We start from the raw sequence: 24,024 nt of genomic DNA on the forward strand, positions 1-24,024 counted from the left end.
TATGCACCCTGACTTTGCATTTAAGATCGCGATAACCACTGGCGAGCCAGCCGGGGTTGGCCCTGAGTTAACTGCGCTAGCGCTTGCTCGTGCGCTGTTAACGGAGTCTCCTGCTTGGCCTGACGCCCATTTTACTGTGCTGGGCGACACTGCCTTACTGGAGACACGCGCCAAGGCAGTTGGTGTTGACTGGCTCGCGCTATTGGCAACTGGATACCTTACAGTACGCCACGAAGGGCTGGCTGCGCCTTCTAGAGCAGGCCAGCTTAACGCAAAGAATAGTCATTATGTGCTTGCGCTGCTTGATGCCGCTATCGATGGAGCGTTGGTTGAGTCTTTCGATGCGATCGTGACTGCCCCTCTACAAAAAAGTGTGATCAATGAGGTCGGTATTCCGTTTACCGGCCATACTGAATATTTGGCGGCTCGTACGGGGACTGCGCAGGTGGTTATGATGTTGGCAGGCTCGCGCAATGCGCGAACTGAATCTGCGGTGTTGGTTACACCAACGCCCACCTCGGCTTCTGTCCAGAATATCGCTCGCTTGCCTAAAATTTCACGCGTGCTGGGCCATGATTTCCGGGTGGCGCTGGCGACGACCCATATGCCGCTCAAAGAAGTTGCCGCGGCGCTCACGATTGATAAATTGATGGCTACGCTAGGCATTATCGATTCTAATTTGCGCCGTGATTTTGGCATACGGCAGCCCCGTATTTTGGTGACAGGATTAAATCCACATGCGGGTGAGCAAGGGCATCTTGGCCATGAGGAGATAGAGGTTATTATCCCGGCGCTAGAGCAGGCGCAGGCATTAGGGATAGATGCCCGCGGCCCCTATCCAGCAGATACCTTGTTTCAACCGCGGTATTTGGATCAGGCTGATTGTGTGCTTGCCATGTATCATGACCAAGGGCTGCCGGTGCTGAAATATGCGACTTTTGGTACTGGCATTAATGTGACGCTTGGTTTGCCAATTATACGAACTTCGGTAGATCATGGCACCGCACTGGATTTGGCAGGTACCGGCCAGGCTGATCCAGCGAGTTTATTAGAAGCGCTTGACGCTGCCGTTGTGATGGCCCGTCATCGCCGGTTTACACAGCTCAACTTGGTTTCTTCAATCTGATGCAAGATAGCAAATTTAGCTCAGTCGCTAGCCAGCGGCATCAAGGTCATATTGCTCGTAAGCGCTTTGGACAAAATTTCTTGGTAGATACAGGCATTATTGCAAGGATTGCGGCGGCTATTGCGCCGCAGCCAGACCAATGCGTGATTGAGATTGGCCCCGGTTTGGGGGCGCTGACAGGACCCTTACTCAGCCACTTAGGGGTGACCGGCGTATTACATGCGATTGAACTTGATCGTGACCTTATTGTACGCTTGCAAAAACGCTTTGGCGCTCAGTTGATATTGCATGCAGGAGACGCGCTGACGTTTGATTTTCGGGCATTGGCAATGGCGCAACCGGTAGCGCCTGCCTTGCTACGGATTGTAGGTAATTTGCCCTATAACATCTCAACCCCATTGCTTTTTCATTTATTGAGCTGCGCTGACTGGGTTGTGGATCAACATTTTATGTTGCAAAGTGAACTGGTTGAGCGCCTGGTCGCAAGTCCAGGTAGTAAGGCGTATGGGCGCTTGTCAGTGATGTTGCAGTACCGCTACGAGCTCGATAAGCTGATTGATGTCCCTCCGACCGCGTTTTCGCCTGCTCCCAAAGTGGATTCTGCCGTGATTAGAATGGTGCCGCGTCCGTCGCACACTTTGCCTGAAGTGAATTGGGTATGTTTTTCTGAGGTGGTGGCAGCGGCTTTCTCGCAACGGCGTAAGATGTTACGTAATACCTTGGCGGCCTATCGCACCCGGATTGATTTTGATGCCATGGGTTTCGATCTTGCGCGTCGTGCAGAAGAAGTGGCGGTCAGCGAATATGTCGCTCTTGCACAGCAAATCTCCGCCTGCTGAGCTTGGCGGAGATTTGCTTAATGGGGTCCTTGCCTAATTACAGATAAGCGGCCGGGTCAATGCGCTGCATCTCGGTTTCAATCCAAGCTTCAACGTCTGCATTCACTTCAGCCGGAGTACGGCCTGCTGTTTGGATTGATTTGCCAATCGAGATAGTGACGACGCCTGGATATTTTATGAAAGAATTTCGAGGCCAGACATGTCCAGCGTTGTGTGCAATTGGAATCACCGGAACGCCGGCACTGACTGCAAAATGCGCGCCGCCTGCTTTGTATTGACCTCGTACGCCAATAGGGGTACGAGTGCCTTCCGGAAACATAATAACCCAGGCACCCTCGGCAAGCCGCGCGCGCCCTTGTCGGATCATGGAAGCAAAGGCGCTATGGCCTTTTCTGCGGTCAATTTGCACCATCTTTAGCATACCCAGGGTCCAGCCAAAAAATGGTACAAACACCAGTTCTCGTTTAAAAACAAAGCACAACGGGCGTGGCATCAGCGCAGGAAAAGCCAGCGTTTCCCATGCCGATTGGTGCTTCGATAATAATACGGCGGGGCCGTTGGGCAGATTATCAAAGCCTTTAAATTGGTATGTGATACCGTTGAGGGTGCGTAGCATCCATAGTGTGATGCGGCACCAAGTGGCCGCCATTACGTAACGGCGCCGTGCGTCCATAAATGGGAAGACTAAAAAGCACAGCAGCGCGTACGGAATCGTAAACACAAGCAAATAGAGCGATAAAAGTAATGAACGAATCAATACACCAGACGGTTTAGCAAGCAGCATAGATATTTAAACGGTAGAATTTGCCAAAAAATCAAGCGCAAAAGCCCATAAATCTGGGTGGACTTTTGTGCCGCTGGGCAGCATGCCAGCTTCATAGGTTGCGCGGCCCTTCCCGGTTAAAACCAGATGCACTGGAAAACCCAGGGCTGCTCCTGCCGCTAAATCACGTTGCGCATCGCCTACCATCGGCGTAATGGTCGGTTCAATGTTAAAGCGCTCAGCAATCATCTGTAGCATACCGGGTTTTGGCTTGCGGCAATCGCAATTGTTATGGGCTGTATGGGCGCAAAAGAATACAGCATCAATACGTGCGCCGAGCGCGGCGGCAGCTTGATGCATTTTAAGGTGAATGGCATTTAAGGTAGCCATATCAAAAAGACCGCGCCCAACCCCTGATTGGTTAGTTGCGACCACCACTCGATAGCCGGCTTGATTAAGTCGTGCAATGGCCTCAAGGCTGCCTGCAATAGGCCGCCATTCGTCGGGCGATTTAATAAATTCATCGGCGTCGTGATTAATCACGCCGTCGCGATCGAGAATGACGAGTTTTTTAGCTGTACTCATGGTTAGACGGGTTAATCTCTCTTGTTTTGAGGCGTAGTTAGCATAGGCTGAGCTTCTTATCGCTAGAGCCAATGGCTATCAATTATCCTGTCGCTAGTTTTGAAAGGTCAGCTACGCAATTCATCAAGCTCCACAGTTGCGCGAGCAGAGCGAGTCGGTTCATCCGCAAAGCGCTATCTTCTGCATTGACCATCACCCCATCAAAAAATGTATCAACGTTGGTGCGTAATTGAGCCAGCGTGACTAACGCTTGGGTATAGTGTTGTGCCGCAAGCTGTGTTTGTACGGTCGGTGTGATGGCTTCGAGTTGCACATAGAGGGCTTTTTCGGCGGCTTCTGTGAGTAAGGCTGGCTGCACTGTAGCGGGCGTTTCTGCGGATTTTTTCAAAATATTGGTAATGCGTTTATTCGCTGCGGCAAGTGCTGGTGCTTCAGGGAGCGCGGCAAATACGCGTACAGCCTCAAGCCGTGCCGGCAGATCGTCGATACGCGTTGGCGCATGGCTCAGTACGGCTTCGATTTCATTGGCGTAATAACCGCGCTCGCGTAATAGACCACGTAGCCGGTCTCGCAAGAAAGCCAATAGCGCGTCGCATGGATCTATCACCTGCGGCAAAGAGGCAAATGACGCAAAACTTGTGCGCAAGAGTTGTGCTAGATCGAGCGGCAACGCTTTTTCAAGCACCATGCGCAGTATCCCGAGTGCGTGCCGGCGTAATGCAAATGGGTCTTTGTCGCCGCTTGGCGCAAGCCCAATGCCCCAGATCCCAACCAAGGTCTCAAGTTTGTCGGCAAGCGCGACTACTGTACTGGTGATTGAAGCGGGCAACGCATCGCCAGCAAAACGCGGCTGATAGTGTTCGGCGCATGCTTGTGCAACTTCCGCAGGTTCGCCGTCGTGGCGGGCATAATACTGTCCCATCGTGCCTTGCAACTCGGGAAATTCATTCACCATCAAGCTTAGTAAATCCGCTTTTGCCAAGCGTGCGGCGCGTGCCACGAGTGAAGGATTGGCGCCAAGCTGAGGCGCAAGTGCCGTGGCGATATTTTCGATGCGTTCTACGCGCTGCAATTGTGAGCCGAGTTTATTATGGTAGGTCACGTTTGCAAGCTGGGGCACCTGCTGGATGAGTGGCTTTTTGCAATCCTGCTCAAAAAAGAATTTTGCGTCGGCAAGTCGTGCCTGCACAACGCGTTCATTGCCTGTAATAATCGCCTCAGGGGTGGTGGTTGCCAGATTTGAAACCACTAAAAAGCGTGCCTGCAGCGCGCCGTTGACATCCGTGAACGCAAAATATTTTTGATTGGTTTGCATGGTCAGAATCAGGCATTCTTGCGGTACGGCAAGAAATGCCGGATCAAAGCGGCAGAGGTATACGGCGGGCCATTCAACCAGTGCGGTGACCTCATCCAGTAAGGCCTCGGGCAAGCTTATGCGTGCTGCGCCAGCATGTTTGATTAATTCACTGCGAATGACTTCGCGGCGGGTCTCGAAGTGGGTCAGTACTCGCCCAGTTTGATTGAGTGTGTTGCTATAGATATCTGCATTTGGCAGAGTGATCTCATGATTTGACAAAAAGCGATGCCCCAACGTTGTGCGTCCGGCCTTAAGCCCGAGCGCGCTCACGGGCACAATGGCTGTGCCATGCAGGGCAAGCAGCTTATGCGCGGGCCGTACAAACGCTACCAAAGAGCCATCAGGAGCTTGATAGCGCATGACTTTGGGAATTGGGAGCTGCGCTAAAGTTTCGTTAAGCGCTGTTTGCAAAGCCTCGGTTAGCTCGGCGCCAGGTACTGTACGATTTAGAAAGAAGACCTCAACTTTACCGTCGAGTGCACGCTCAAGCTCTGCTAGCTTTAAATCGGCAAGCCCGAGCGCCGCCAGTTTTTTAGTGAGCGCAGGGGTGGGTTGTCCAGTCGCGTCAAGCGCAATGGAGACCGGCAAGATTTTCTGGCGAACTAGCTTAGCGGGTGCCGTGGCGCGTACTTGGCGGATCACCACCGCTAAACGGCGCGGGGTTGCATGCCGCTCAAAATCAGGAACGCCAGCAATCAGACCCTGTGCGTTAAGCTTTTCGACCAGGCCGTTGGCAAACGCATCAGCTAAGCGCACAAGCGCTTTGGGTGGCAGCTCCTCAGTGAGCAGTTCAATGAGTAAAGTATGGATAGCGGATTGACTCATAGGAGGGGTGAGTGACGGCATGGCTTACTTAGGCCTGAGTTGGAACGGGAGTACGCGTGAGCATTGGAAAGCCAAGTTTCTCGCGTGAATCATAATAGGCCTGTGCAATCTGTCTTGACAGTCCGCGGATGCGGCCAATATAGGCGGCTCGTTCGGTTACTGAAATTGCGCCGCGTGCATCCAGCAAATTAAATGTGTGCCCTGCCTTCATAATCATTTCGTACGCGGGCAGCGCTAGTTGGGCTTGAATCAGGCGTTTTGCTTCCATTTCATACTGGTTAAAAAAGCTAAATAGCAGTTCGACATTGGAATGTTCAAAATTATACGTGGACTGCTCGACCTCATTTTGATGAAAGACATCGCCATAGGTCAGTATACGGCGTCCACTTTGAGTCTCGTTGGTGGAGGTATTGAGGGAGTTATGCTCTGGCCATTCAGCCCAAATCAGATCGTAAACGTTTTCAACTTGCTGCAGATACATGGCAAGCCGTTCGATGCCGTAAGTAATTTCTCCTAATACGGGTTTGCAATCGAGGCCGCCGACTTGTTGAAAATAAGTAAATTGCGTGACCTCCATGCCATTTAGCCAAACCTCCCAGCCTAGCCCCCAAGCGCCCAAGGTTGGGTTTTCCCAATCGTCTTCAACAAAGCGCACGTCGTTTTGGGTGAGGTCGAGTCCGAGCGCTTTAAGTGAGCCAAGATACAACTCGAGAATATTTTCTGGCGCTGGTTTTAACACCACTTGGTATTGATAATAATGCTGCAAACGGTTTGGATTTTCGCCATAGCGGCCATCTTTGGGTCGGCGCGACGGCTGCACATAAGCTGCTCGCCAAGGCTCAGGGCCGATTGCACGCAAAAAGGTTGCGGTGTGCGAGGTACCCGCACCCACTTCCATATCATACGGTTGCAACAGAGCGCAGCCCTGTGCATCCCAGTATGTTTGCAAGGTCATGATGATTTGCTGAAAGGTAAGCATTGGAAAATCCGAACATTCATATATGGCATGGCTAGCAAAGCGCTTGCTTTGAATCCGGCCATACCGAATATAGGCTAAAACCACAGATTTTAACGGTTATTGTTTGGCTTGGCGATTTTTGCTTAAGTCGCGCAAGGGGATAATGGGTAGGCGCTGCGTTAGCGGAGGTGCATCGTCCGGATCCGTGCCGCTGCAAAAATCACCAGCAGCACAAGAGAAATAATCAATACTGGTGCATTGCCATAAGCAATATAGGGGGTGACCCCCACTCTGCCTTGTACACGGGCTTCAAGTGCGCCAATGGTGAAAGCCGCTAATCTTTTTTCAACCTGGCCATCGGGGCCAATGACTGCAGTTGCTCCGGTATTGGTTGCACGCAGCACTGGGCGGCCTGTTTCAAGTGCGCGCATTTGCGCAATCTGTAAATGTTGGTCAAGTGCAATGGTGTTTCCAAACCAGGCGAGGTTGGTTGCATTGACGAGGATACCCGCTGGTATTGGGGTTTGGCGTAAAGTGCGAGCGATTTCTTCGCCGAAGATATCTTCGTAACAAATATTGAGCGCCAGCGGTTGTTCGCCAACAAAGAAAGGCAGCTGGACTGCCGGCCCACGCGCGAAATCACCTAATGGCATTTTCATGAGTTCAACAAACCAGTGAAAGCCCCATGGAATGAGCTCGCCAAATGGCACCAGGTGGTGTTTGTCGTAGCGGTAAAGAATGGACGAACGTGGTGTAACCCCAAATAGGCTGTTGGTTAGATCAATTGGGCCAGCGGCTGTGAGGGTCGCGCCGACCGAGCCGAAAATCACCGTTGAACCGGTTTGGTCAGAAAAATCTCGGATCGCGTGTGCGAAAGGTTCAGGTATATCTTGTTCTAGAACTGGGATTCCCGTTTCGGGGGTGATGATTAAATCAGCAGGCTGGGTGGTGATCAGTTCTTGGTAAAGTGCAATCGCCATATCAATACCTTGCTGTTCGAACTTTATTTCTTGCTGCACATTACCTTGCAGTAGGCGCACGGTGAGAGGCGCATGATTGGCTGGTTTCGTCCAAGAGATTTTTGTAGCCGCTATGCCACCACTGAGAAGCACGGTAATGATTATTAAGGGTGCAAGTACAGTCCATTTGCGCTGCTTACGCACAGCGGTTAACGTTTGTATCATCAGCGCGGTGTTAAAAGCCAGCAACCAGCCCACGCCATATACGCCAGTGATAGCGGCATACCCTGCTAACGGACCCTCAACTTGTGGATAGCCGCTCGCTAGCCATGGAAAACCGGTAAATACAACACCACGCAGCCATTCGCTAAGAGCCCACGCACAGGCAAACACCAAGCTACTGCGCCAGCCGATTTTTTGGCTAGTTGCAGATAGGTTTGATCGAGCGGCAGATACGACATTTTTATCTGTCTGCGAGTGAGTCCCGCTGCAAAAATACCATAAGGCAGCAGCCAAAACTGGCCAGGCTGCTAGATACAGAGCGAATAGAATTAGAGCCGCGAGCGCGAGTATAGCTGGCATACCGCCGTAGACATGCATGCTGATATATAGCCAGAATACGCCGCTCACAAAGTGGCCGAAACCGAATGCCCCGGTGGTCAATAAAGTGGCGCGCAGGGTGCGCTGATGCGCAATCAGGGCAAAAAATAACGTAAAAGTGACGATTTCAAGCCAACCGCCATATGGCGTAGGCGCGAATGATAAGGTATGGGCAAGACCGGCCAAGACAGCAATTAGAATGGGCAAGGTCTGTCGCCAATAGGGCATAACGCGTGCCTTAGCTGGCAGCGTTCGAGTTGAAGGGGGCAACTGCCAACCATGGCGTGGCTTAATGGTGTTCAGCGCCGGCTTCAGAGTCACCGGACAGAGCCGTATGTGGAGCACGGCGCACAAGCAACACGTGAATCTGGCGTGCGTCACCTCGCAAAACTTCAAAGATCAGATTATCGATACGTACTTTTTCACCACGATGCGGCACACGAGCGAAGCGATGGGTAATCAAGCCGCCAATGGTATCGACTTCATCATCGCTATATTGCGTGCCAAAGACTTTGTTGAACTGCGCAATTTCAGTCAGGGCGCGTACGCGACAGCGGTCATCCGGCGAGCCGATGATATTGTCTTCTTCTTCATCGAAGTCGTATTCATCTTCAATATCCCCAACGATCTGTTCAAGCACATCCTCAATCGTAATGAGGCCAGCAATACCGCCATATTCATCCACCACAATCGCAATGTGATTGCGGTTTACCCGAAAATCGTGCAGTAGCACATTGAGGGGCTTCGATTCAGGAATGAAAACAGCGGGGCGCAACATGCCGCGCACATCGAAATCCTCTTCTGCATAAAAGCGTAGCAAGTCCTTGGCAAGTAGAATGCCAATCACATGATCCCGGCTACCATCATAGACGGGATAGCGCGAATGCGCTTTTTCAAGGACGAATGGGATAAAGCTCTCTGGACTATGCGCAATGTTAATCGCATCTATTTGCGCGCGCGGCACCATGATGTCACGCGCGCATAAATCTGTTACTTGAAAGACGCCTTCAATCATCGAGAGCGAGTCTGCATCGATCAGATTGCGGCTATGCGCATCTTGGAGCACTTCGAGCAGTTCGCTACGTGAGTCAGGCCCTGGAGAAATAAGGTCAGTTAGACGCTCGAGCAATGAGCGGGGTTTTCCGGTGAGTTTTCGACTGGGATAGACATCGTTCATATGGATGCGTTGCGGTTATAGGCCACGCGCAGAAAATAAAGAGCTTAAAGGATACACTAGTCGTCAGTTTTTTTGCATTGGCAACGCTCAAGCAGCGCTTCCAGTGCTCGGTCAGGGATGCCGCTAGCGCGTAGCGCTTCAACGGTGCGTGCTACGTAATCAAGTGTGGTGCCGCAGTGGCCCTGTGCGTGTTCAAAGGCGGTGCGCACAATATGATCTGGCAAACGTCCGGCATAAGTGGGTTTGTCGCGGTGCATCACAAAGGTCAGCGCGCGTACGCGGCGGCCGTCGTTGAGTTGACATGCTAGCCAAACAGGACGGTACGAGCCCATCGCCATTTCACGTTGCCACAATTTTTCTAAATGAGGCATGGCGCCATCGGTGGCGATTCTAAAGGCGAGACCGGCGCATGAGCCGCCATGGTCAAGCGCTAGCACAAGGCCAGGGATCTGTGGCGTGCCGCGGGTAAGGCATGACCATAAATATAAGCCGCGATGGTAGCCATAAACGCGTGCGCTGCATGATTCAGCAGCGGGTAAATCAGGCTTCCAGATCAGTGAGCCATAGGCGAAGAGCCAGAGGTCGGAGGTGCGATCCCACTGTTTAAGGGAGGTTTGCAGTGAATGCGCCAACTCCTCATCGGTGAGTGGATGGACTTCGCCAAGCAGTGATGGATAATCTGGCGCAGCGGCTGCATTGCCCTGTTGATTCATCATAGAAACGGTCATTTAGCAATATGGGTTATCAAAACCAAGTTTGGCAAGCAATTCGGTTTCCAGTGATTCCATAACAGATGCTTCCTCGTCGTTGTCATGTTGATAACCTTGTGCATGCAAAATACCGTGCACAATCAAGTGTGCGTAATGGGCCACGAGCAGTTTTTTTTGTTCGTTGGCCTCCCGTTCAATGACTGGGCAGCATAACACCAAGTCGGCAGTAACTGGGTCGCTGAGGTTTTCTGCATAATTAAAAGTTAAGACATTGGTTGCATAATCTTTGTTGCGCCAAGTACGATTAAGCACTCTGCCTTCTGGCTCATCAACAAAGCGCAGTGTCAGTACGGCATCGGCAAAAAGCGCAGGCTTAATCCAGTGTATGAGCGTAGCGCGTGGCATCAATGCTTTATGCGATGTGCTGTCGCTGGCTACGAATTGTACGGTAAGTTGCAAACGAGGGGCGCGTTTCATGATGTCATGATTTTGCCGCGTAGCGAATGTGCATAAGCTTCTTCAATGGTCAGCTCAATAATTTGCCCAACTAGGCGTTGATGAGTGTGAAGCGGCGCTGGAAAATTGACAACGCGGTTATTTTCCGTGCGTCCGCAAAGCTCAGCTGGATTTTTACGCGATGGCCCTTCGACCAATACAGATTGGGTGCTAGCGACCATCGCTGCGCTGATTTTTTGTGCATTGGCTTCAATCGCCGCTTGTAAACGTTGCAGGCGGCCTAGCTTAACTTCATGTGGCGTATCATCTATTAGATTGGCCGCGGGCGTGCCAGGACGGGGGCTATAAATAAAGGAAAAACTAGTGTCATAGCCGATTTCATCGACCAGCGCCATCAGTTTATCAAAATCGGCCTCTGTTTCTCCTGGAAACCCCACGATAAAGTCTGTCGAAAGCGAAATATTGGGGCGTATGGCGCGTAAGCGCCGCACAATGGATTTATATTCAAGCATAGTGTAGCCACGCTTCATCGCCGCGAGTATCCGATCAGAGCCGTGTTGAACGGGTAAATGCAAATGATCGACCAACTTAGGTGTGTTTGCGTACGCATCAATTAAGCGTTGGCTAAATTCTTTGGGATGGGAAGTGGTGAAGCGGATACGTTCAATGCCGGGAATCTCGGCGACATATTCAATCAAAGTAGCAAAGTCGGCGTATTCAGAGGGATTGTTTTCTGAAGCGGGAGCGAGCGTGGGTTCGCCTATTGGGCTTTGCCAAAGTCCCCAGTAAGCATTCACATTTTGACCCAGCAGTGTGACTTCGCGCACGCCTTGCTCGGCTAGGCCGGCGATTTCAGTTAATACGTCAGGAAGTGGGCGTGAGACCTCATCACCGCGTGTATAGGGTACTACGCAGTAGCTGCAATATTTGCTGCACCCTTCCATAATTGACACAAAAGCACTGGGGCCGTTGACTTGCGCCGGCGGCAGATGATCGAATTTCTCGATTTCTGGAAATGAAATATCGACTTGAGCGTGGCCAGTGCGTCGGCGCTGTTCGATCATGGCGGGTAGCCGATGTAGGGTTTGCGGGCCAAAGACCAGATCGACATAAGGCGCGCGGGCAATAATGGCTTGACCTTCTTGGCTTGCCACGCAGCCACCGACACCTATAATAAGTTCCGGTTTGGCTTCTTTTAGGATACGTGCGCGGCCGAGGTCCGAGAAAACCTTCTCTTGCGCTTTCTCGCGCACTGAGCAGGTATTAAATAGAATAATATCGGCTTCTTCGGCAGAGGTTGTTTTAACCAATTCTTGCTCGAAAAGATTCTTTGCTGCTGTCAGCACATCGGCCATTTTGTCAGAGTCATATTCATTCATCTGGCAGCCGAAAGTTTTGATATAGACTTTCTTGTTCATAAAAAGCGCCGTTCTCAGGGGTAAAAGCTGGGGGCGATTGGAGTTGGTGCTCAGATGCGTTTTTTATATGATGAACTAAACTAGATATTGATAACGCAGACGCACCAGAGCATATCTGTATAAAAAGCGTATTATAGCTGGCTATTTGCCTGAAAGTGGCCCGTCTTTATTACAATGATGGATCGACGGGAGGCTTTTGCTGCTGACTTTTAGGTTGCGGCTGGGCCGTAGATTTGTACCGAATGCCCGAGTCTCTAAGCAGAGGAGTCAATTTTGGAGAGTCAAAAGATGCAAGCTGACACTATTGATATTACTACATTGCCATGGCGTGTTGAGGATATTGATTTTAGCCGGATTAATTACACGGCTGTGCGCGCGAGCGAAGAGCTAATGCTATTGTTGTGCGCTTCATCGTTTATCGAAAGCGGTTCTGATTTATATACCAAGAATTTGGTGAATTACTTTGGTGAAGATGCCGAAGTCGCTGAGTGGCTTAGCCTGCACTGGGAGCATGAAGAATTGCAGCATGGCCGAGCACTTAAGACGTATATTAACCATGTTTGGCCGCAATTTGACTGGGAGCTTGCGTTTGCGAATTTCTTTGCCGAATATTCAAAAATGTGCACCGTGGATGAATTCGAGAAAACACGTGCACTCGAGATGGTGGCGCGCTGCGTCGTTGAAACCGGTACGGCTACGCTTTATCGCGCAATCAATGAATGCTCCAACGAGCCAGTGCTGAAAGAAATCACCAACCATATCCGCACAGATGAAGTGCGTCACTATAAATACTTCTTCAAGTATTTTAAGAAATATAACGAAATTGAAAAAAATGGTCGCTGGGCTGTGCTTGGTGCACTGGTGCGGCGGCTCTTTGAAATTCGTAATGACGACACGGAAATTGCTTTGCGTCATGTATTGGCAATCCGCTATCCACAGCAAGCGGGCAATCCAGCCCACGCACGGCAAATGAGTGCGCGTGTGAATAAGCTGGTGCGCCGTCATTTATCGGCGGATATGTGCTTGAAGATGTTGCTTAAGCCGCTTGATTTACCGCCGCGGATCCAGCCGAGCGTGCATTATCCACTGGCCAAGCTTACGCAACACCTATTTTTCCGTTAATCGCCCTGTTTACTCGAGTGGCGCCGAGCGCAAATCATTGACCTGCTGTGGCGACACGGATGTACCGTGGTTGCCCCAGGACATCCGAATATAGCTTACAACGGCTGCAACCTCCTCATCAGACAAATGCTGGGCAAAGGGCGGCATTCCGTATGGGCGTGGATTGCCGGTAGTGGAAGGTGGGTAGCCGCCATTGAGCACCATCCGAATCGGGTTAACGGCCGAGTGCATTTGAATTGACTGATTGTCTGCCAGCGGTGGGTAGGCGGGAGGCTGGCCACGCCCATTTGCTTCGTGGCAACTAGCACACTGTTGTGTGTAAATTTTTTCGCCTTGTGCAAAGAGCTTGGCGCCAAATGCTGCTGAAGTAACAAGCTGTACGGGTTCGGGCGGTTCACCTTTTTGCGGTAATGCTTTCAGATAAACTGACATAGCCCGAATATCTTCATCAGACAGATGCTGCAAGCTATTATGCACCACTTCGGCCATTGGCCCAAATACGGCGCCGCGTTGCGAAACGCCTGTTTTTAACAGATCGTCGATATGCTGGAGATGCCAATCGCCAAGACCGGTTTCTTTATTTGACGTTAATGAAGGGGCATACCAATTTTGTAATGGGATTAAGCCCCCACCAAAGGCTGCGCTTTGGTCGGAACCACCCAGCGCGTTAATGCTGGTGTGGCACATCGCGCAGTGGCCCAGGCCTTCAACCAGATACGCGCCGCGATTCCATTCAACTGATTGAGTTGGGTCGGGCTGAAACTCCCCTTCAGAGAAAAAAAGCGTGCGCCAGCCGATTAAGAGGTTGCGATTATTGAACGGAAACCGCATCTCATTAGGCCGGTTTGGTTGCTTAATGGCTGGCACTGAACGCAGATAGGCATAGATTGCATCGGAATCGGCGCGTGTCACCTTGGTGTAGCTGGGGAACGGAAAGGCTGGATAGAGCAAGCTACCATCTTTTGAGCGCCCGTTATGCATGGCGCGATAGAAATCTTCTGAGCTCCAGGTGCCAATCCCGGTTTCATTGTCAGGGGTGATGTTGGGCGTATATAGGGTGCCAAATGGTGTCGGCATAGGAAGGCCGCCGGCAAACTGCTGGCCACCCCGCACCGTATGGCATGCAATACAATCTCCTGCGCGTGCAAGATAGTGGCCGTGCTTGATCAATTTGGCTTGATTGTCGGGCGTGCTAGCGGGGCCACTATGGCTGGAAGCTGGGGGGTTACCCCGCCACAGTATAGGGGTAAACATAGCCACGGCGGCAAGTATGAGCGCTAATAGTGCGGTGGCCAACAATCCGAATAAGGTCTTACGTTGCATGCTGAGTTCCTTGATTTTTCTAAAATGGCGCTTTTAACTCAGTGAGGCTGGCTGCCACATGAGAGCGGCAATTTTAGTGAGCCTGCTGGAGCGGGGGCGGCATTGGGGGGCGCTGGTTGCATCGCAAGCCAGGTGGAGACAGCACGGATATCGGTATCACTAAGCTGGATAGCAACGGTATGCATGCAATCGGGAGCTGTCGCATGGCGTATCCCTGAACGCCATGCACCGAGTTGGGCGCTGATGTAATCAGCATGTAAGCCAACTAGGCCTGGAATGGCGGGCTCCATCCCGGTGAGGGCTTGACCATGGCACGCAATACAAGCGGGTACGTTTTTAGTCGAGTCCCCATTAAGAGCAATCCGCCGGCCGCGTTCAAGCTGTGATGGCGGCAAGTTGGAGAGCTCAGGCACTGGGTAGGGTGGATGTAGGTTGGCGTAATACACCGCGATTTCACGTAGATAATCGTCAGAAAGATAGGTTACGAGGTAATTCATTGGCGCATATTTACGCCGGCCTTCACGAAAATGTTTCAGCTGATTGTACAGGTAATCGGCGGGTTTGCCGGCTAAGCGGGGGAAGTAATCATTGTCGGTTCCTTCCCCTTGGTTGCCATGACAGATAGCGCAAGCTTGCACCCGCGCAGCAATCGTATCTGGGGCCCGTAGGGAAGAGGTCTCAGCATGTGCGAGATTAAATAATCCGCTGCTACTCACAACTAGGACCGCCAAAATGCGGTGAAAAATAGGTTTTAAAGCCACCCGGGACTCCGTGATATATAAACAGGGATCAACTAGGCCTGGTCTAGCCTAGCGATATGATAATTCTTTGTGGTTGCGTATTTTATCATCGAGTGATTCAGAGAGGATATTTGTATTTTTGACTCTATACCCAAATCACTATACAATATTGCCTTTTCGTGCTTAAAGCCGAAGAAATTAAACGATTAATTTATTAATGAGGTACACACAATGTACGCGGTCATAAAAACCGGTGGCAAGCAATATAAAGTTGCAGCCGGCGAAAAATTGAAAATAGAACAGATACCGGCAGACATTGGCGCAGAAGTGACTCTTGACCAGGTATTAGCAATTGGCGAAGGTGAATCAATAAGATTCGGCGCGCCACTGGTGAGTGGAGCTAGCGTCAAGGCTACCGTTGTTGCCCAAGGGCGGCATCAGAAGGTCACGATCTTCAAGATGCGTCGCCGCAAGCACTATCAAAGGCATGCTGGCCATCGGCAGAACTATACTGAAGTGCGCATTGACGCAATTAACGGTTAAAGCGGTCTAAGGAGTTACTCATGGCACATAAAAAAGCAGGCGGGTCATCACGTAATGGCCGCGACTCAGAGTCAAAACGGCTTGGCGTTAAAGTATATGGCGGCCAGGCAATCAATGCGGGCGGCATTATTGTGCGCCAGCGCGGTACGCGTATGCATCCAGGTGAGAATGTCGGCATCGGTAAAGATCATACGCTGTATGCGTTGACTGATGGTCACGTATGTTTCACAATTAAAGGCAAAGCGAGCAAAAAGATGGTCAACGTGGTTGCTGTAGCTGCTTAACGCAGACCACGTAGTCGTCCGGTTTTCCGGCTCAATGCAAAAGGCTCCGCCAGCAAGCGGGGCCTTTTGCGTTAATGCGCTCAATATAATCAGTGGTAGGCTGCGTACTGTAGCAGAGCGCTTCGCGAGGCGACGGCGGACCAAATTGTGCAAACTATGGTCAATTAGAACTACAATAGATTTGTAGCCTATTTTAGGTGAATGGGCAATTAAAGCGGGTTGAATAAAAACAATGAAATTCATTGATGAAGTGAAGATAGAAGTCTTCGGTGGCGATGGCGGTAATGGCAGCGCATCGATGCGGCGCGAGAAATTCATCCCCTTTGGCGGGCCGGATGGGGGGGATGGCGGACGGGGCGGTAGCGTCTACGCTGTTGCCGACCGTAATATTAATACTTTGATTGATTACCGCTATGCTAAAAAGCATCTGGGGGGTAGAGGCCAGAACGGACGTGGTGCCGATTGTTACGGCAAAAGCGGCGAAGATATTACGTTGCGTATGCCAGTGGGTACGATTATCACGGATCTTAACACCGGTGAAACCGTTGCAGACCTGACGGAGCACGAACAGCGCGTTACGCTTGCTCAAGGCGGGAGTGGCGGGTTAGGCAACCTCCATTTCAAATCGAGCACGAATCGCGCGCCGCGCCAAAAGACGGAAGGAAAGGAGGGCGAATGTCGGATGCTTCGTCTGGAATTGAAAATACTGGCGGATGTCGGCCTATTAGGTATGCCTAATGCGGGTAAATCGACTTTTATCGCGTCCGTTTCCAATGCTCGGCCAAAAATAGCCGACTATCCATTTACCACGCTTGCGCCTAATTTAGGCGTCGTGCGGGTCGGCCCTAGTAAAAGTTTTGTGATTGCCGATATTCCAGGTCTGATTGAGGGCGCCGCTGAAGGGGCCGGACTCGGCCATCGTTTTTTGAAGCATTTGCAGCGCACTAGCTTGTTATTGCATTTAGTTGATATGGCGCCTTTTGATGAAGGCGTTGATCCTGTTGCAGAAGCACGGGCAATTGTGAATGAGTTGCGCAAATACGATGCGCAGCTTTACACCAAGCCGCGTTGGTTGGTGCTTAACAAAATCGATATGGTGCCGGAGGATCTGCGCGCGGCACAGATTGCCGAGTTTGTTAAACGCTTTGGCTGGGAGGGGCCGGTGTTTGGCATTTCTGCGCTGAATGGGCAAGGCTGTGAAGCGCTGACTTATGCCGTTTATGATTACCTTGCCAAGCATGGACCCGCCGGCCTTGCTGCCGAAGCCGAGCAGTTAGCGCTGGATGCACGCTTTCGGGAGGGGCCGCCAATAGATGCCGACGATGCCGGCCCTCTCTAAGCATACCTCGCAGCCGGCGATTGCTGTCGCCAAACGCCTGGTGGTTAAGGTGGGCTCAAGCCTGGTGACCAATGACGGGCGTGGACTCGACCATGGCGTGATGCGTAGCTGGGCTGAGCAAATCGCCGGTTTGCGCAGACTCGGTAAAGAGGTCGCGCTGGTGAGTTCAGGTGCGATTGCCGAAGGGATGCAACGCCTTGGCTGGAGCCGCCGTCCGCATGAAATTGACGAATTGCAGGCGGCAGCGGCAGTTGGCCAAGTGGGGTTGGCGCAAGCGTATGAAAGTCATTTCAATGCGCACCAGTTGCGTAGCGCGCAAATTCTTCTGACTCATGCTGATCTGGCTGAGCGCGAACGTTATTTAAACGCTCGCTCGACCCTGCTGACATTGTTGCGTCTAGGAGTGGTGCCGATTATTAATGAAAACGATACCGTCATTACCGATGAAATTAAATTTGGCGATAACGATACGCTAGGCGCTCTCGTAACCAATCTCATAGAGGCTGATGCGCTGATCATTTTGACTGACCAGCGTGGTCTTTATACCGCCGACCCGCGCCAGGGTGCAAATGCGGCTTTCGTGGCTGTGGCCGAAGCTGGAGATCCTGCCCTTGAAGTGATGGCAGGCGGCGCCGGAACGCATATTGGCCGTGGCGGCATGCTCACTAAAATACTTGCTGCTAAGCGGGCCGCGTATAGTGGAGCATGTACGGTGATTGCGAGTGGGCGCGAACCTGATGTGCTGACCCGGCTTGCAGGGGGTGAAGCAATTGGCACTCAACTGATTGCGCGCACGGCGCGAATGGCTGCGCGTAAACAATGGATGGCGGATCACTTACAAGTGCGCGGCCATGTTGTGATTGATGATGGCGCATGCGCTAAGCTCGCGCGGGAGGGCAAAAGCCTACTGCCAATCGGTATTGTGAAAGTACAAGGCGTGTTTGCGCGAGGCGAAGTGATTGTTTGCCTAAGTCCAGCGGGCCAAGAAGTGGCGCGAGGGCTCACCAACTATAGCAGCACAGAAGCGCGACTCATTCAGCGCCGGCCCAGCAGCGAAATCGAGGCTGTCCTGGGTTATATGCTTGAGCCTGAGTTGATTCATCGCGACAATCTGGTTTTAAGCTAACGTTATCTAGCGCGCCAGCAGCATTAGCCGTTTTCTACTAATGCCGGTGGCGTAGTATTGATAGGCTGCTTCTCTGCGCGTACCGGCAAATGATGGACAAAGCGCGATAATTCAGTCAGCGCCAGTTGATACACCTCACGTTTAAATTCAATCACCGCCTCGCGCGGCACCCAATACTGATGCCAGCGCCAAGCATCAAATTCTGGTTGTCCTGTGGCGCGCAAGCAAATATCGCAGTCGCGGCCGACCATGCGCAGCAAAAACCAAATTTGTTTTTGCCCACGATAATGGCCACGCGCATCGCGCTTGATATATTTGTCCGGCACCTCATAACGCAGCCAGTCGCGTGTGCGGCCAAGGACTTTGACATGCTCGGGTTTTAGGCCAGTCTCTTCATATAACTCCCGATACATTGCTTGTATCGGGGTTTCGCCATATTGGATGCCGCCTTGCGGAAATTGCCACGAGTGCTCGCGTATCCGTTTGCCCCAAAACACGTCATTGCGTGCGTTTAAGAGAATGATGCCGACGTTTGGGCGAAAGCCATCGCGATCCAGCATACAACTACCCTTGAATCCTTTAAAATAGCTCGATTATAAACAATAGCGGGCGCGGTGTACGATCTTAGTCCACAGCGCCTGTTTTTTTACACCCTGCTTGGGAAACTAAATGAAGGCCTCTCGTTTTTTTATCAGCACACTTAAAGATGCGCCCGCTGACGCAGAGATTGCCAGTCACCAGCTTATGCTGCGCGCTGGTATGATTCGGCGCGTCGCCGGTGGTATTTATACTTACATGCCATTGGGGTTGCGTTCAGTGCGTAAAATCGAAGCGATTGTACGTGAGGAGATGAATCGAGCGGGGGCGCTTGAGTTGCTGATGCCAGCGGTGCAACCTGCCGAGTTATGGCAGGAATCGCAGCGTTGGACCCAATACGGACCAGAACTGCTGCGCTTGAAAGATCGGCATCAGCGTGATTTTGTGATTGGACCCACGCATGAGGAAGTAATTACTGATATTGCCCGTAAAGAAATCAAAAGTTATCGGCAAATGCCAGTCACTTTTTATCAAATTCAAACCAAATTTCGCGATGAAATCCGGCCACGTTTTGGGGTCATGCGCGGACGTGAATTTACCATGAAAGATGCCTATTCCTTTGATCCGGATAATGCGGGTTTAGAGCGCTCATATCAGCAGATGTATGATGCTTATGGACGCATTTTTAAGCGACTTGGTCTCGTGTTTCGTGCGGTGGCGGCTGATAATGGGTCAATCGGCGGTTCTGGCTCGCATGAATTCCATGTGATTGCGGATACGGGGGAAGACGCCATTGCTTATTGTCCGGCCTCAGACTATGCCGCCAACGTTGAAGCTGCTGATGCACTGCCATTGATTGAACAGCGTGTCGAGCCGCAAGCGGCACTGATCAAGGTGGCTACGCCGGGCGCCGAGAAATGCGAAAGGGTCGCAGCACTCCTTGGCGTTTCGCTTGAGCATACAGTTAAATCGATCGTCCTGGCGATTGATGCTAACGCGGAGGTTGACGCTAGTCCACTCACACATCATGATAGTGGCAGCTCTACGCCGCAGATTTGGTTGCTGCTATTGCGTGGTGACCATACCCTCAATGAAGTTAAATTAGGCAAACTTCCGGGCGCCACCGGCTACCGTTTGGCCAGTGAAGCAGAAATTATTGAATGGTTTGGCACCCGACCGGGTTATTTGGGTCCGATAGGTACGCAAAAGCCGGTCAAAGTATTCGCTGATCGGACTGTAGCTAAGATGAGCGATTTTATTGTGGGTGCGAACGAGGCGGGTTTTCATCTGACGGGAGTGAATTGGGGGCGCGATTTGCCGGAGCCGGTGGTGGCTGACTTGCGTAATGTAGTTGCTGGAGATCCTTCGCCTGATGGTAAGGGAGCATTGGCCATTTGCCGGGGGATTGAAGTGGGCCATGTATTTCAGCTTGGCACGCGTTATTCGCAAGCATTAGGCGCGACCTATCTTGATGAGTCGGGCAAGGCGCAGCCAATGGTGATGGGATGTTACGGCATTGGCATTACCCGCATTCTTGGAGCGGCAATCGAGCAGAATTTTGATAAGCGTGGCATCATTTGGCCTGAGGCGATTGCACCGTTCGAGGTCGTTATATGCCCGATTGGCTATGAGCGTAGTGAAACGGTGCGAATGGCGGCGCAAGGTTTATACGCGGAGTTGCTTGAGATGGGAATCGATGTGATCTTGGATGATCGTGGCGAGCGTCCAGGGGTGATGTTTGCTGATTGGGAGCTGATTGGCGTACCGCACCGGCTAGTGATTAGCGAGCGAGGCCTTAAAGAGCGTCAGTTTGAATATCAAGGACGTCGGGATGCTGAGCCGACCTTAGTGGATGTGACAGCTGCGCCAGCATTCATCTCAGCTAAAATTCACGCAGCATTTGAATATTAAAGGAAAAGTATTGTGCAATATGATTTTATAACAGCGACCATTTTATTGCTTTTGATTATTGATCCGCTTGGCAATATTCCTATTTGCATTAATGCGCTCCGCAATGTCGCCGCCGAACGGCGCGTCTGGGTGGTGCTGCGCGAAGTGGGGATTGCTTTTGTGACGTTGCTGGTATTTATGCTGATGGGCGAGCATTTTTTGCGTCTGATGCACTTGACTGATACATCGTTGCAACTTGCGGGCGCCATTATCCTTTTCATCATTGCTCTGCGGATGGTTTTTCCAGCCACGGATGACCCAATGAATGCTGAAATCATCGGTGAGCCGTTGATTGTGCCACTCGCTATTCCTGCGCTAGCGGGACCCTCGGCAATGGCGACGGTGATGCTGCTTTCTTCGCAAGGGCCTGGGCAGACTATGGAGTGGATTGGTGCGCTGACTGTCACGATGGGGGTTTGTGCATTTGTGTTGATTTTGGCAGATCGCATTCAGCGCTTTCTCGGTCCGCGCGCGGTGATCGCCATTGAACGCTTGATGGGGTTAGTATTAATTGCGATTTCGGTTGAAATGCTGCTGGCCGGAACGCGTGCGTTTATTCGTCAGCTTTGACGCAGTCATGCCTGGTAGCCGCCCCGCTCTTTTTAGGGGGGGCGGTATTGAGGGTAGATTCGCAGTAACTTGAGGGACTTAGCGCATACCTGGCATCATGCCTTTTAGGCCACGCATCATGCTCGCCACGTTACCCCCTTTGAGTTTTTTCATCATCGTGCGCATTTGATCGAATTGCGACAGCATTCGATTGAGTTCTTGCACCTGGACCCCCGCGCCGGCAGCGACCCGGCGTTTGCGGCTGGCTTTAAGGAGCTCCGGTTTTTTGCGCTCAAGGGGCGTCATGGCGTTAATCATGCCTTCCATGCGGCGTATTTGGCCTTCGGCTTGATTCATCTTCAGCGGGTTGCTGGCTGCCTGAAATTGTGCGGGTAATTTATCAAGCAGTGATGAGAGGCCACCCATGTTTTTCATTTGCGAGAGTTGTGCCTTAAAGTCATCGAGATTAAAGTCCCCTTTTTTGACCTTATTGGCGAGTTGCTGTGCGGCTTGTATATCAACTTTATGTTGCGCTTGCTCGACAAGAGAGAATAGATCACCCATGCCGAGAATCCGGCTGGCCATGCGGCTCGGGTGAAACACCTCGAGACCGTCAAGTTTTTCACCTACGCCCACAAATTTAATCGGCCGGCCCGTAATATGACGCACTGATAAAGCCGCGCCACCGCGTGCATCACCATCGAGCTTGGTTAATACAATACCCGTCAGTGGCAGCGTGGCATTGAAGGCTTGTGCACTATTCACTGCGTCTTGCCCGAGCATGGCATCGACCACAAAAAGAGTTTCAGCAGGGTTTAATGCGCTGTGTAAAGCTGCAATTTCTTGCATCATAGCTTCGTCGATACCCAGGCGGCCGGCGGTATCGACGATTAATACATCATGGTAGTGGCGTTGTGCCCAATCGAGTGCTGCCTGCGCGATTTCAAGCACGGATTGTTCGGGCTGCGAAGGAAAAAAGTCAGCCTTGGCCTGTTCGGTCACCGTTTTGAGCTGAGCAATGGCAGCTGGGCGATAGATGTCGCATGAAACAGTCAGTACCTTTTTTTTCTGTTTTTCGCGCAAAAACTTGGCAAGTTTACCTACGGTGGTGGTTTTGCCCGCACCTTGCAAGCCTGCCATTAAAATGATCGCGGGCGCTTTAACAGCCAGCTGTAATTCGGCAGCTTGGCCTGCATAATCGCCGCCCATGACGGCGGTGAGTTCGCGCTGGACAACGCCGATTAACGCTTGGCCTGGCGTCAAGTTGCCGATAACCTCTTCGCCGAGGGCTTTTTCTTTTATGCTGGTAGTCAATGCGCGCACAACCGGTAGCGCGACATCTGCTTCGAGCAAAGCCAGGCGCACCTCGCGCAGCATTTGCTGTGTATTGGCTTCAGTTAAACGGGCTTCGCCGCGCAGCGTTTTGACGATGCGCGCCATGCGCTGAGTTAGAGTATCAAACATAGAAATAGTGAATGAGCTGTAGTTTTACAAACAACTTTTGAGAAATCAGGGACTCAGGGTAAACTAAGGTTATGACTATTGTACTGTACCTGTTGACGGCGGCGCTCTACGGTGGCTTGGCATCTGTAGCTTGGTACCAGCGCTGGCGGGGAGGTTTCGCGATTAATTATAGTGGCTTGCCGGCGCGGCCACGTTTGTGCTGGAACCGTTTATGGCTTGCGGGCGCACTCATCTCGCATGGGGGATTACTGTATACCACCATCTTTTTGCCGGATGCGATGATTTTTGGTTTTGCCTTTGCTGTATCAGCAATGCTGTGGCTTAGCATTGGCATTTACTGGCTTGAAAGTTTTTTCTTTGAGTTAGAGGGTTTAAGTTTATTGGCCTTGCCACTGGCTTGTGTCGCCTCGTTATTGCCTCTTGCATTTGGTGGCGTGCAGTTACTGCCCTATGCCGCCAATCTGCTTTTTAAATTTCATTTTGTGATGGCGAACGTCGCTTACGGCTTGTTGGCCCTGATGGCTTTGCATGCACTGCTGATGTTACTGGTTGAGCGTAGATTGCATCGTGTTGTGGGCCAGTCTATGCAGCACGCGGCGCTAGAACAAAACTGCTTAGGCAGCTGGCTGGATTCGTTGCCGCCATTGCTCACGCTGGAAAAATTGCTATTTCGTTTAATCGGCGCCGGTTTTGCCTTACTAACGTTGGCCCTGGTTTCAGGTATTCTTTTTAGTGAGCAGTTATTTGACCGCGCTTTGCGCTTTGATCACAAAACGGTCTTTGCTGGTTTGTCATGGATCATGTTTGGCGCAGTCTTACTTGGTCGGAAATTTTATGGTTGGCGTGGCCGCACCGCTTTACGCTGGGTATTGGCCGCCTTTATGGCGCTTTTGCTGGCTTATGTGGGGAGCCATTTCGTGTTTGAAGTGCTGTTGCGGCGCCCAGCTCTTTAAAAGACTGTTGCAAAACAGTAGAGTTTAAATGCAGGGTTAGAAAAAGTGGCTTATTGATGCGTCGAATTCTTCTTTATATAGTTTTGTATCTGCTTGGCAGGACCCTTTGGCGGCGTGCGATGCGCTATCTTAATCTCGATCCGTACGATCCAAAGCACCGGCCTCATGCTCACTCTGACTCAGGCGTTGAGCGTGTGGTGCGCTGCGCCGAATGCGGTGTCTATGTCCCCGCGGTCGAAATACAGCACGCTCATGGCAAGTCATTTTGCACTATGGCGCACGCTCGGCGCTATGCACAGGCCGCAGGGCGCAAGCGGTAAA

The 24,024-nt window shown here is 51.6% G+C and carries 23 protein-coding genes and 1 pseudogene; 11 read left to right on the top strand and 13 right to left on the bottom strand.

Annotated elements, in window-relative coordinates:
• Position 1 precedes the first annotated feature (1 nt).
• A complete protein-coding gene (gene pdxA, locus KMZ15_RS02175; protein ID WP_223693708.1) occupies positions 2 to 1,126 on the top strand; it encodes a 4-hydroxythreonine-4-phosphate dehydrogenase PdxA in 1,125 nt (374 codons plus the stop codon).
• Positions 1,126 to 1,965, top strand: coding sequence for a 16S rRNA (adenine(1518)-N(6)/adenine(1519)-N(6))-dimethyltransferase RsmA (rsmA, locus tag KMZ15_RS02180; RefSeq protein WP_223693711.1), 840 nt, complete (start codon positions 1,126 to 1,128; stop codon positions 1,963 to 1,965). The genes pdxA and rsmA overlap by 1 nt, the downstream gene beginning before the upstream one ends.
• 37 nt (positions 1,966 to 2,002) lie before the next feature.
• Here rsmA and KMZ15_RS02185 read toward each other — a convergent pair whose 3' ends face one another.
• The 9 genes from KMZ15_RS02185 to miaB all read right to left on the bottom strand — a co-directional run bounded on the left by KMZ15_RS02185 (position 2,003) and on the right by miaB (position 11,773).
• Positions 2,003 to 2,749, bottom strand: coding sequence for a 1-acyl-sn-glycerol-3-phosphate acyltransferase (locus KMZ15_RS02185; RefSeq protein WP_223693714.1), 747 nt, complete (start codon positions 2,747 to 2,749; stop codon positions 2,003 to 2,005).
• Between the two features lie 6 nt (positions 2,750 to 2,755).
• Positions 2,756 to 3,313 (bottom strand): D-glycero-beta-D-manno-heptose 1,7-bisphosphate 7-phosphatase, encoded by a 558-nt coding sequence (gmhB, locus tag KMZ15_RS02190; RefSeq protein WP_223693716.1) that lies wholly within the window; start codon positions 3,311 to 3,313, stop codon positions 2,756 to 2,758.
• 82 nt (positions 3,314 to 3,395) lie between these two features.
• Positions 3,396 to 5,495 (bottom strand): glycine--tRNA ligase subunit beta, encoded by a 2,100-nt coding sequence (gene glyS / locus KMZ15_RS02195; RefSeq protein ID WP_223694645.1) that lies wholly within the window; start codon positions 5,493 to 5,495, stop codon positions 3,396 to 3,398.
• 28 nt (positions 5,496 to 5,523) lie between these two features.
• Positions 5,524 to 6,474 (bottom strand): glycine--tRNA ligase subunit alpha, encoded by a 951-nt coding sequence (glyQ, locus tag KMZ15_RS02200; protein ID WP_223694647.1) that lies wholly within the window; start codon positions 6,472 to 6,474, stop codon positions 5,524 to 5,526.
• Between the two features lie 158 nt (positions 6,475 to 6,632).
• A complete protein-coding gene (gene lnt, locus KMZ15_RS02205; protein WP_223694649.1) occupies positions 6,633 to 8,240 on the bottom strand; it encodes an apolipoprotein N-acyltransferase in 1,608 nt (535 codons plus the stop codon).
• A gap of 61 nt (positions 8,241 to 8,301) precedes the next feature.
• Complete coding sequence (locus KMZ15_RS02210; protein WP_223693719.1) at positions 8,302 to 9,189, bottom strand: HlyC/CorC family transporter; 888 nt, start codon at positions 9,187 to 9,189, stop codon at positions 8,302 to 8,304.
• Positions 9,190 to 9,245: 56 nt separating this feature from the next.
• On the bottom strand, positions 9,246 to 9,905 hold the full coding sequence (locus tag KMZ15_RS02215; RefSeq protein ID WP_223693722.1) for a gamma-glutamylcyclotransferase: 660 nt from the start codon (positions 9,903 to 9,905) through the stop codon (positions 9,246 to 9,248).
• 12 nt (positions 9,906 to 9,917) lie between these two features.
• Positions 9,918 to 10,376 carry an rRNA maturation RNase YbeY gene (gene ybeY, locus KMZ15_RS02220; RefSeq protein ID WP_223693725.1) on the bottom strand — a complete coding sequence of 153 codons (459 nt, stop codon included), beginning with the start codon at positions 10,374 to 10,376 and terminating at the stop codon, positions 9,918 to 9,920.
• Complete coding sequence (gene miaB / locus KMZ15_RS02225; protein ID WP_223693727.1) at positions 10,373 to 11,773, bottom strand: tRNA (N6-isopentenyl adenosine(37)-C2)-methylthiotransferase MiaB; 1,401 nt, start codon at positions 11,771 to 11,773, stop codon at positions 10,373 to 10,375. Before miaB ends, ybeY begins: the two co-directional genes overlap by 4 nt.
• A 288-nt stretch (positions 11,774 to 12,061) precedes the next feature.
• Between miaB and KMZ15_RS02230 the strand changes: the two genes are divergently transcribed.
• Positions 12,062 to 12,895: a ferritin-like domain-containing protein gene (locus KMZ15_RS02230; RefSeq protein WP_223693729.1), complete on the top strand. Its 834-nt coding sequence runs from the start codon at positions 12,062 to 12,064 to the stop codon at positions 12,893 to 12,895.
• A gap of 9 nt (positions 12,896 to 12,904) precedes the next feature.
• Here the strand turns inward: KMZ15_RS02230 and KMZ15_RS02235 are convergent, their stop codons facing one another.
• Together KMZ15_RS02235 and KMZ15_RS02240 are read right to left on the bottom strand one after the other, a co-directional pair.
• Entirely contained in the window at positions 12,905 to 14,218 is a 1,314-nt protein-coding gene (locus KMZ15_RS02235) for a cytochrome c (protein ID WP_223693732.1), read from the bottom strand.
• Positions 14,219 to 14,256: 38 nt separating this feature from the next.
• Positions 14,257 to 14,979: a cytochrome c gene (locus KMZ15_RS02240; RefSeq protein WP_223693735.1), complete on the bottom strand. Its 723-nt coding sequence runs from the start codon at positions 14,977 to 14,979 to the stop codon at positions 14,257 to 14,259.
• Between the two features lie 210 nt (positions 14,980 to 15,189).
• Between KMZ15_RS02240 and rplU the strand changes: the two genes are divergently transcribed.
• The 4 genes from rplU (at position 15,190) to proB (ending at position 18,250) form a co-directional block, all read left to right on the top strand.
• The gene (gene rplU / locus KMZ15_RS02245; protein WP_026921389.1) at positions 15,190 to 15,501 is read left to right on the top strand and encodes a 50S ribosomal protein L21; all 312 of its coding nucleotides are present in this window, start codon (positions 15,190 to 15,192) and stop codon (positions 15,499 to 15,501) included.
• Positions 15,502 to 15,521: 20 nt separating this feature from the next.
• Positions 15,522 to 15,785 (top strand): 50S ribosomal protein L27, encoded by a 264-nt coding sequence (gene rpmA / locus KMZ15_RS02250; protein WP_223693739.1) that lies wholly within the window; start codon positions 15,522 to 15,524, stop codon positions 15,783 to 15,785.
• Positions 15,786 to 16,017: 232 nt separating this feature from the next.
• The gene (gene obgE, locus KMZ15_RS02255; RefSeq protein ID WP_223693741.1) at positions 16,018 to 17,124 is read left to right on the top strand and encodes a GTPase ObgE; all 1,107 of its coding nucleotides are present in this window, start codon (positions 16,018 to 16,020) and stop codon (positions 17,122 to 17,124) included.
• Positions 17,108 to 18,250, top strand: a complete 1,143-nt coding sequence (proB, locus tag KMZ15_RS02260) for a glutamate 5-kinase (RefSeq protein ID WP_223693744.1) — start codon at positions 17,108 to 17,110, stop codon at positions 18,248 to 18,250. Before obgE ends, proB begins: the two co-directional genes overlap by 17 nt.
• A gap of 95 nt (positions 18,251 to 18,345) precedes the next feature.
• Here proB and KMZ15_RS02265 read toward each other — a convergent pair.
• Positions 18,346 to 18,810 (bottom strand): annotated as a pseudogene (locus tag KMZ15_RS02265) (RNA pyrophosphohydrolase); the annotation flags it as partial.
• A gap of 109 nt (positions 18,811 to 18,919) precedes the next feature.
• Between KMZ15_RS02265 and KMZ15_RS02270 the strand changes: the two are divergent.
• Together KMZ15_RS02270 and KMZ15_RS02275 are read left to right on the top strand one after the other, a co-directional pair.
• Entirely contained in the window at positions 18,920 to 20,698 is a 1,779-nt protein-coding gene (locus KMZ15_RS02270) for a proline--tRNA ligase (protein ID WP_223693747.1), read from the top strand.
• 12 nt (positions 20,699 to 20,710) lie between these two features.
• Positions 20,711 to 21,307 (top strand): MarC family protein, encoded by a 597-nt coding sequence (locus KMZ15_RS02275; protein WP_223693749.1) that lies wholly within the window; start codon positions 20,711 to 20,713, stop codon positions 21,305 to 21,307.
• 78 nt (positions 21,308 to 21,385) lie between these two features.
• Here the strand turns inward: KMZ15_RS02275 and ffh are convergent, their stop codons facing one another.
• The gene (ffh, locus tag KMZ15_RS02280) at positions 21,386 to 22,750 is read right to left on the bottom strand and encodes a signal recognition particle protein (protein ID WP_223693752.1); all 1,365 of its coding nucleotides are present in this window, start codon (positions 22,748 to 22,750) and stop codon (positions 21,386 to 21,388) included.
• Between the two features lie 71 nt (positions 22,751 to 22,821).
• Between ffh and KMZ15_RS02285 the strand changes: the two genes are divergently transcribed.
• Together KMZ15_RS02285 and KMZ15_RS02290 are read left to right on the top strand one after the other, a co-directional pair.
• Complete coding sequence (locus KMZ15_RS02285; RefSeq protein WP_223693754.1) at positions 22,822 to 23,703, top strand: inner membrane protein YpjD; 882 nt, start codon at positions 22,822 to 22,824, stop codon at positions 23,701 to 23,703.
• A gap of 119 nt (positions 23,704 to 23,822) precedes the next feature.
• Entirely contained in the window at positions 23,823 to 24,023 is a 201-nt protein-coding gene (locus KMZ15_RS02290) for a hypothetical protein (RefSeq protein WP_223693756.1), read from the top strand.
• The last annotated feature ends 1 nt before the right edge of the window (position 24,024 follow it).

The organism is Mycoavidus sp. HKI (assembly GCF_020023735.2).
Taxonomy (GTDB): Bacteria; Pseudomonadota; Gammaproteobacteria; order Burkholderiales; family Burkholderiaceae; genus Mycoavidus.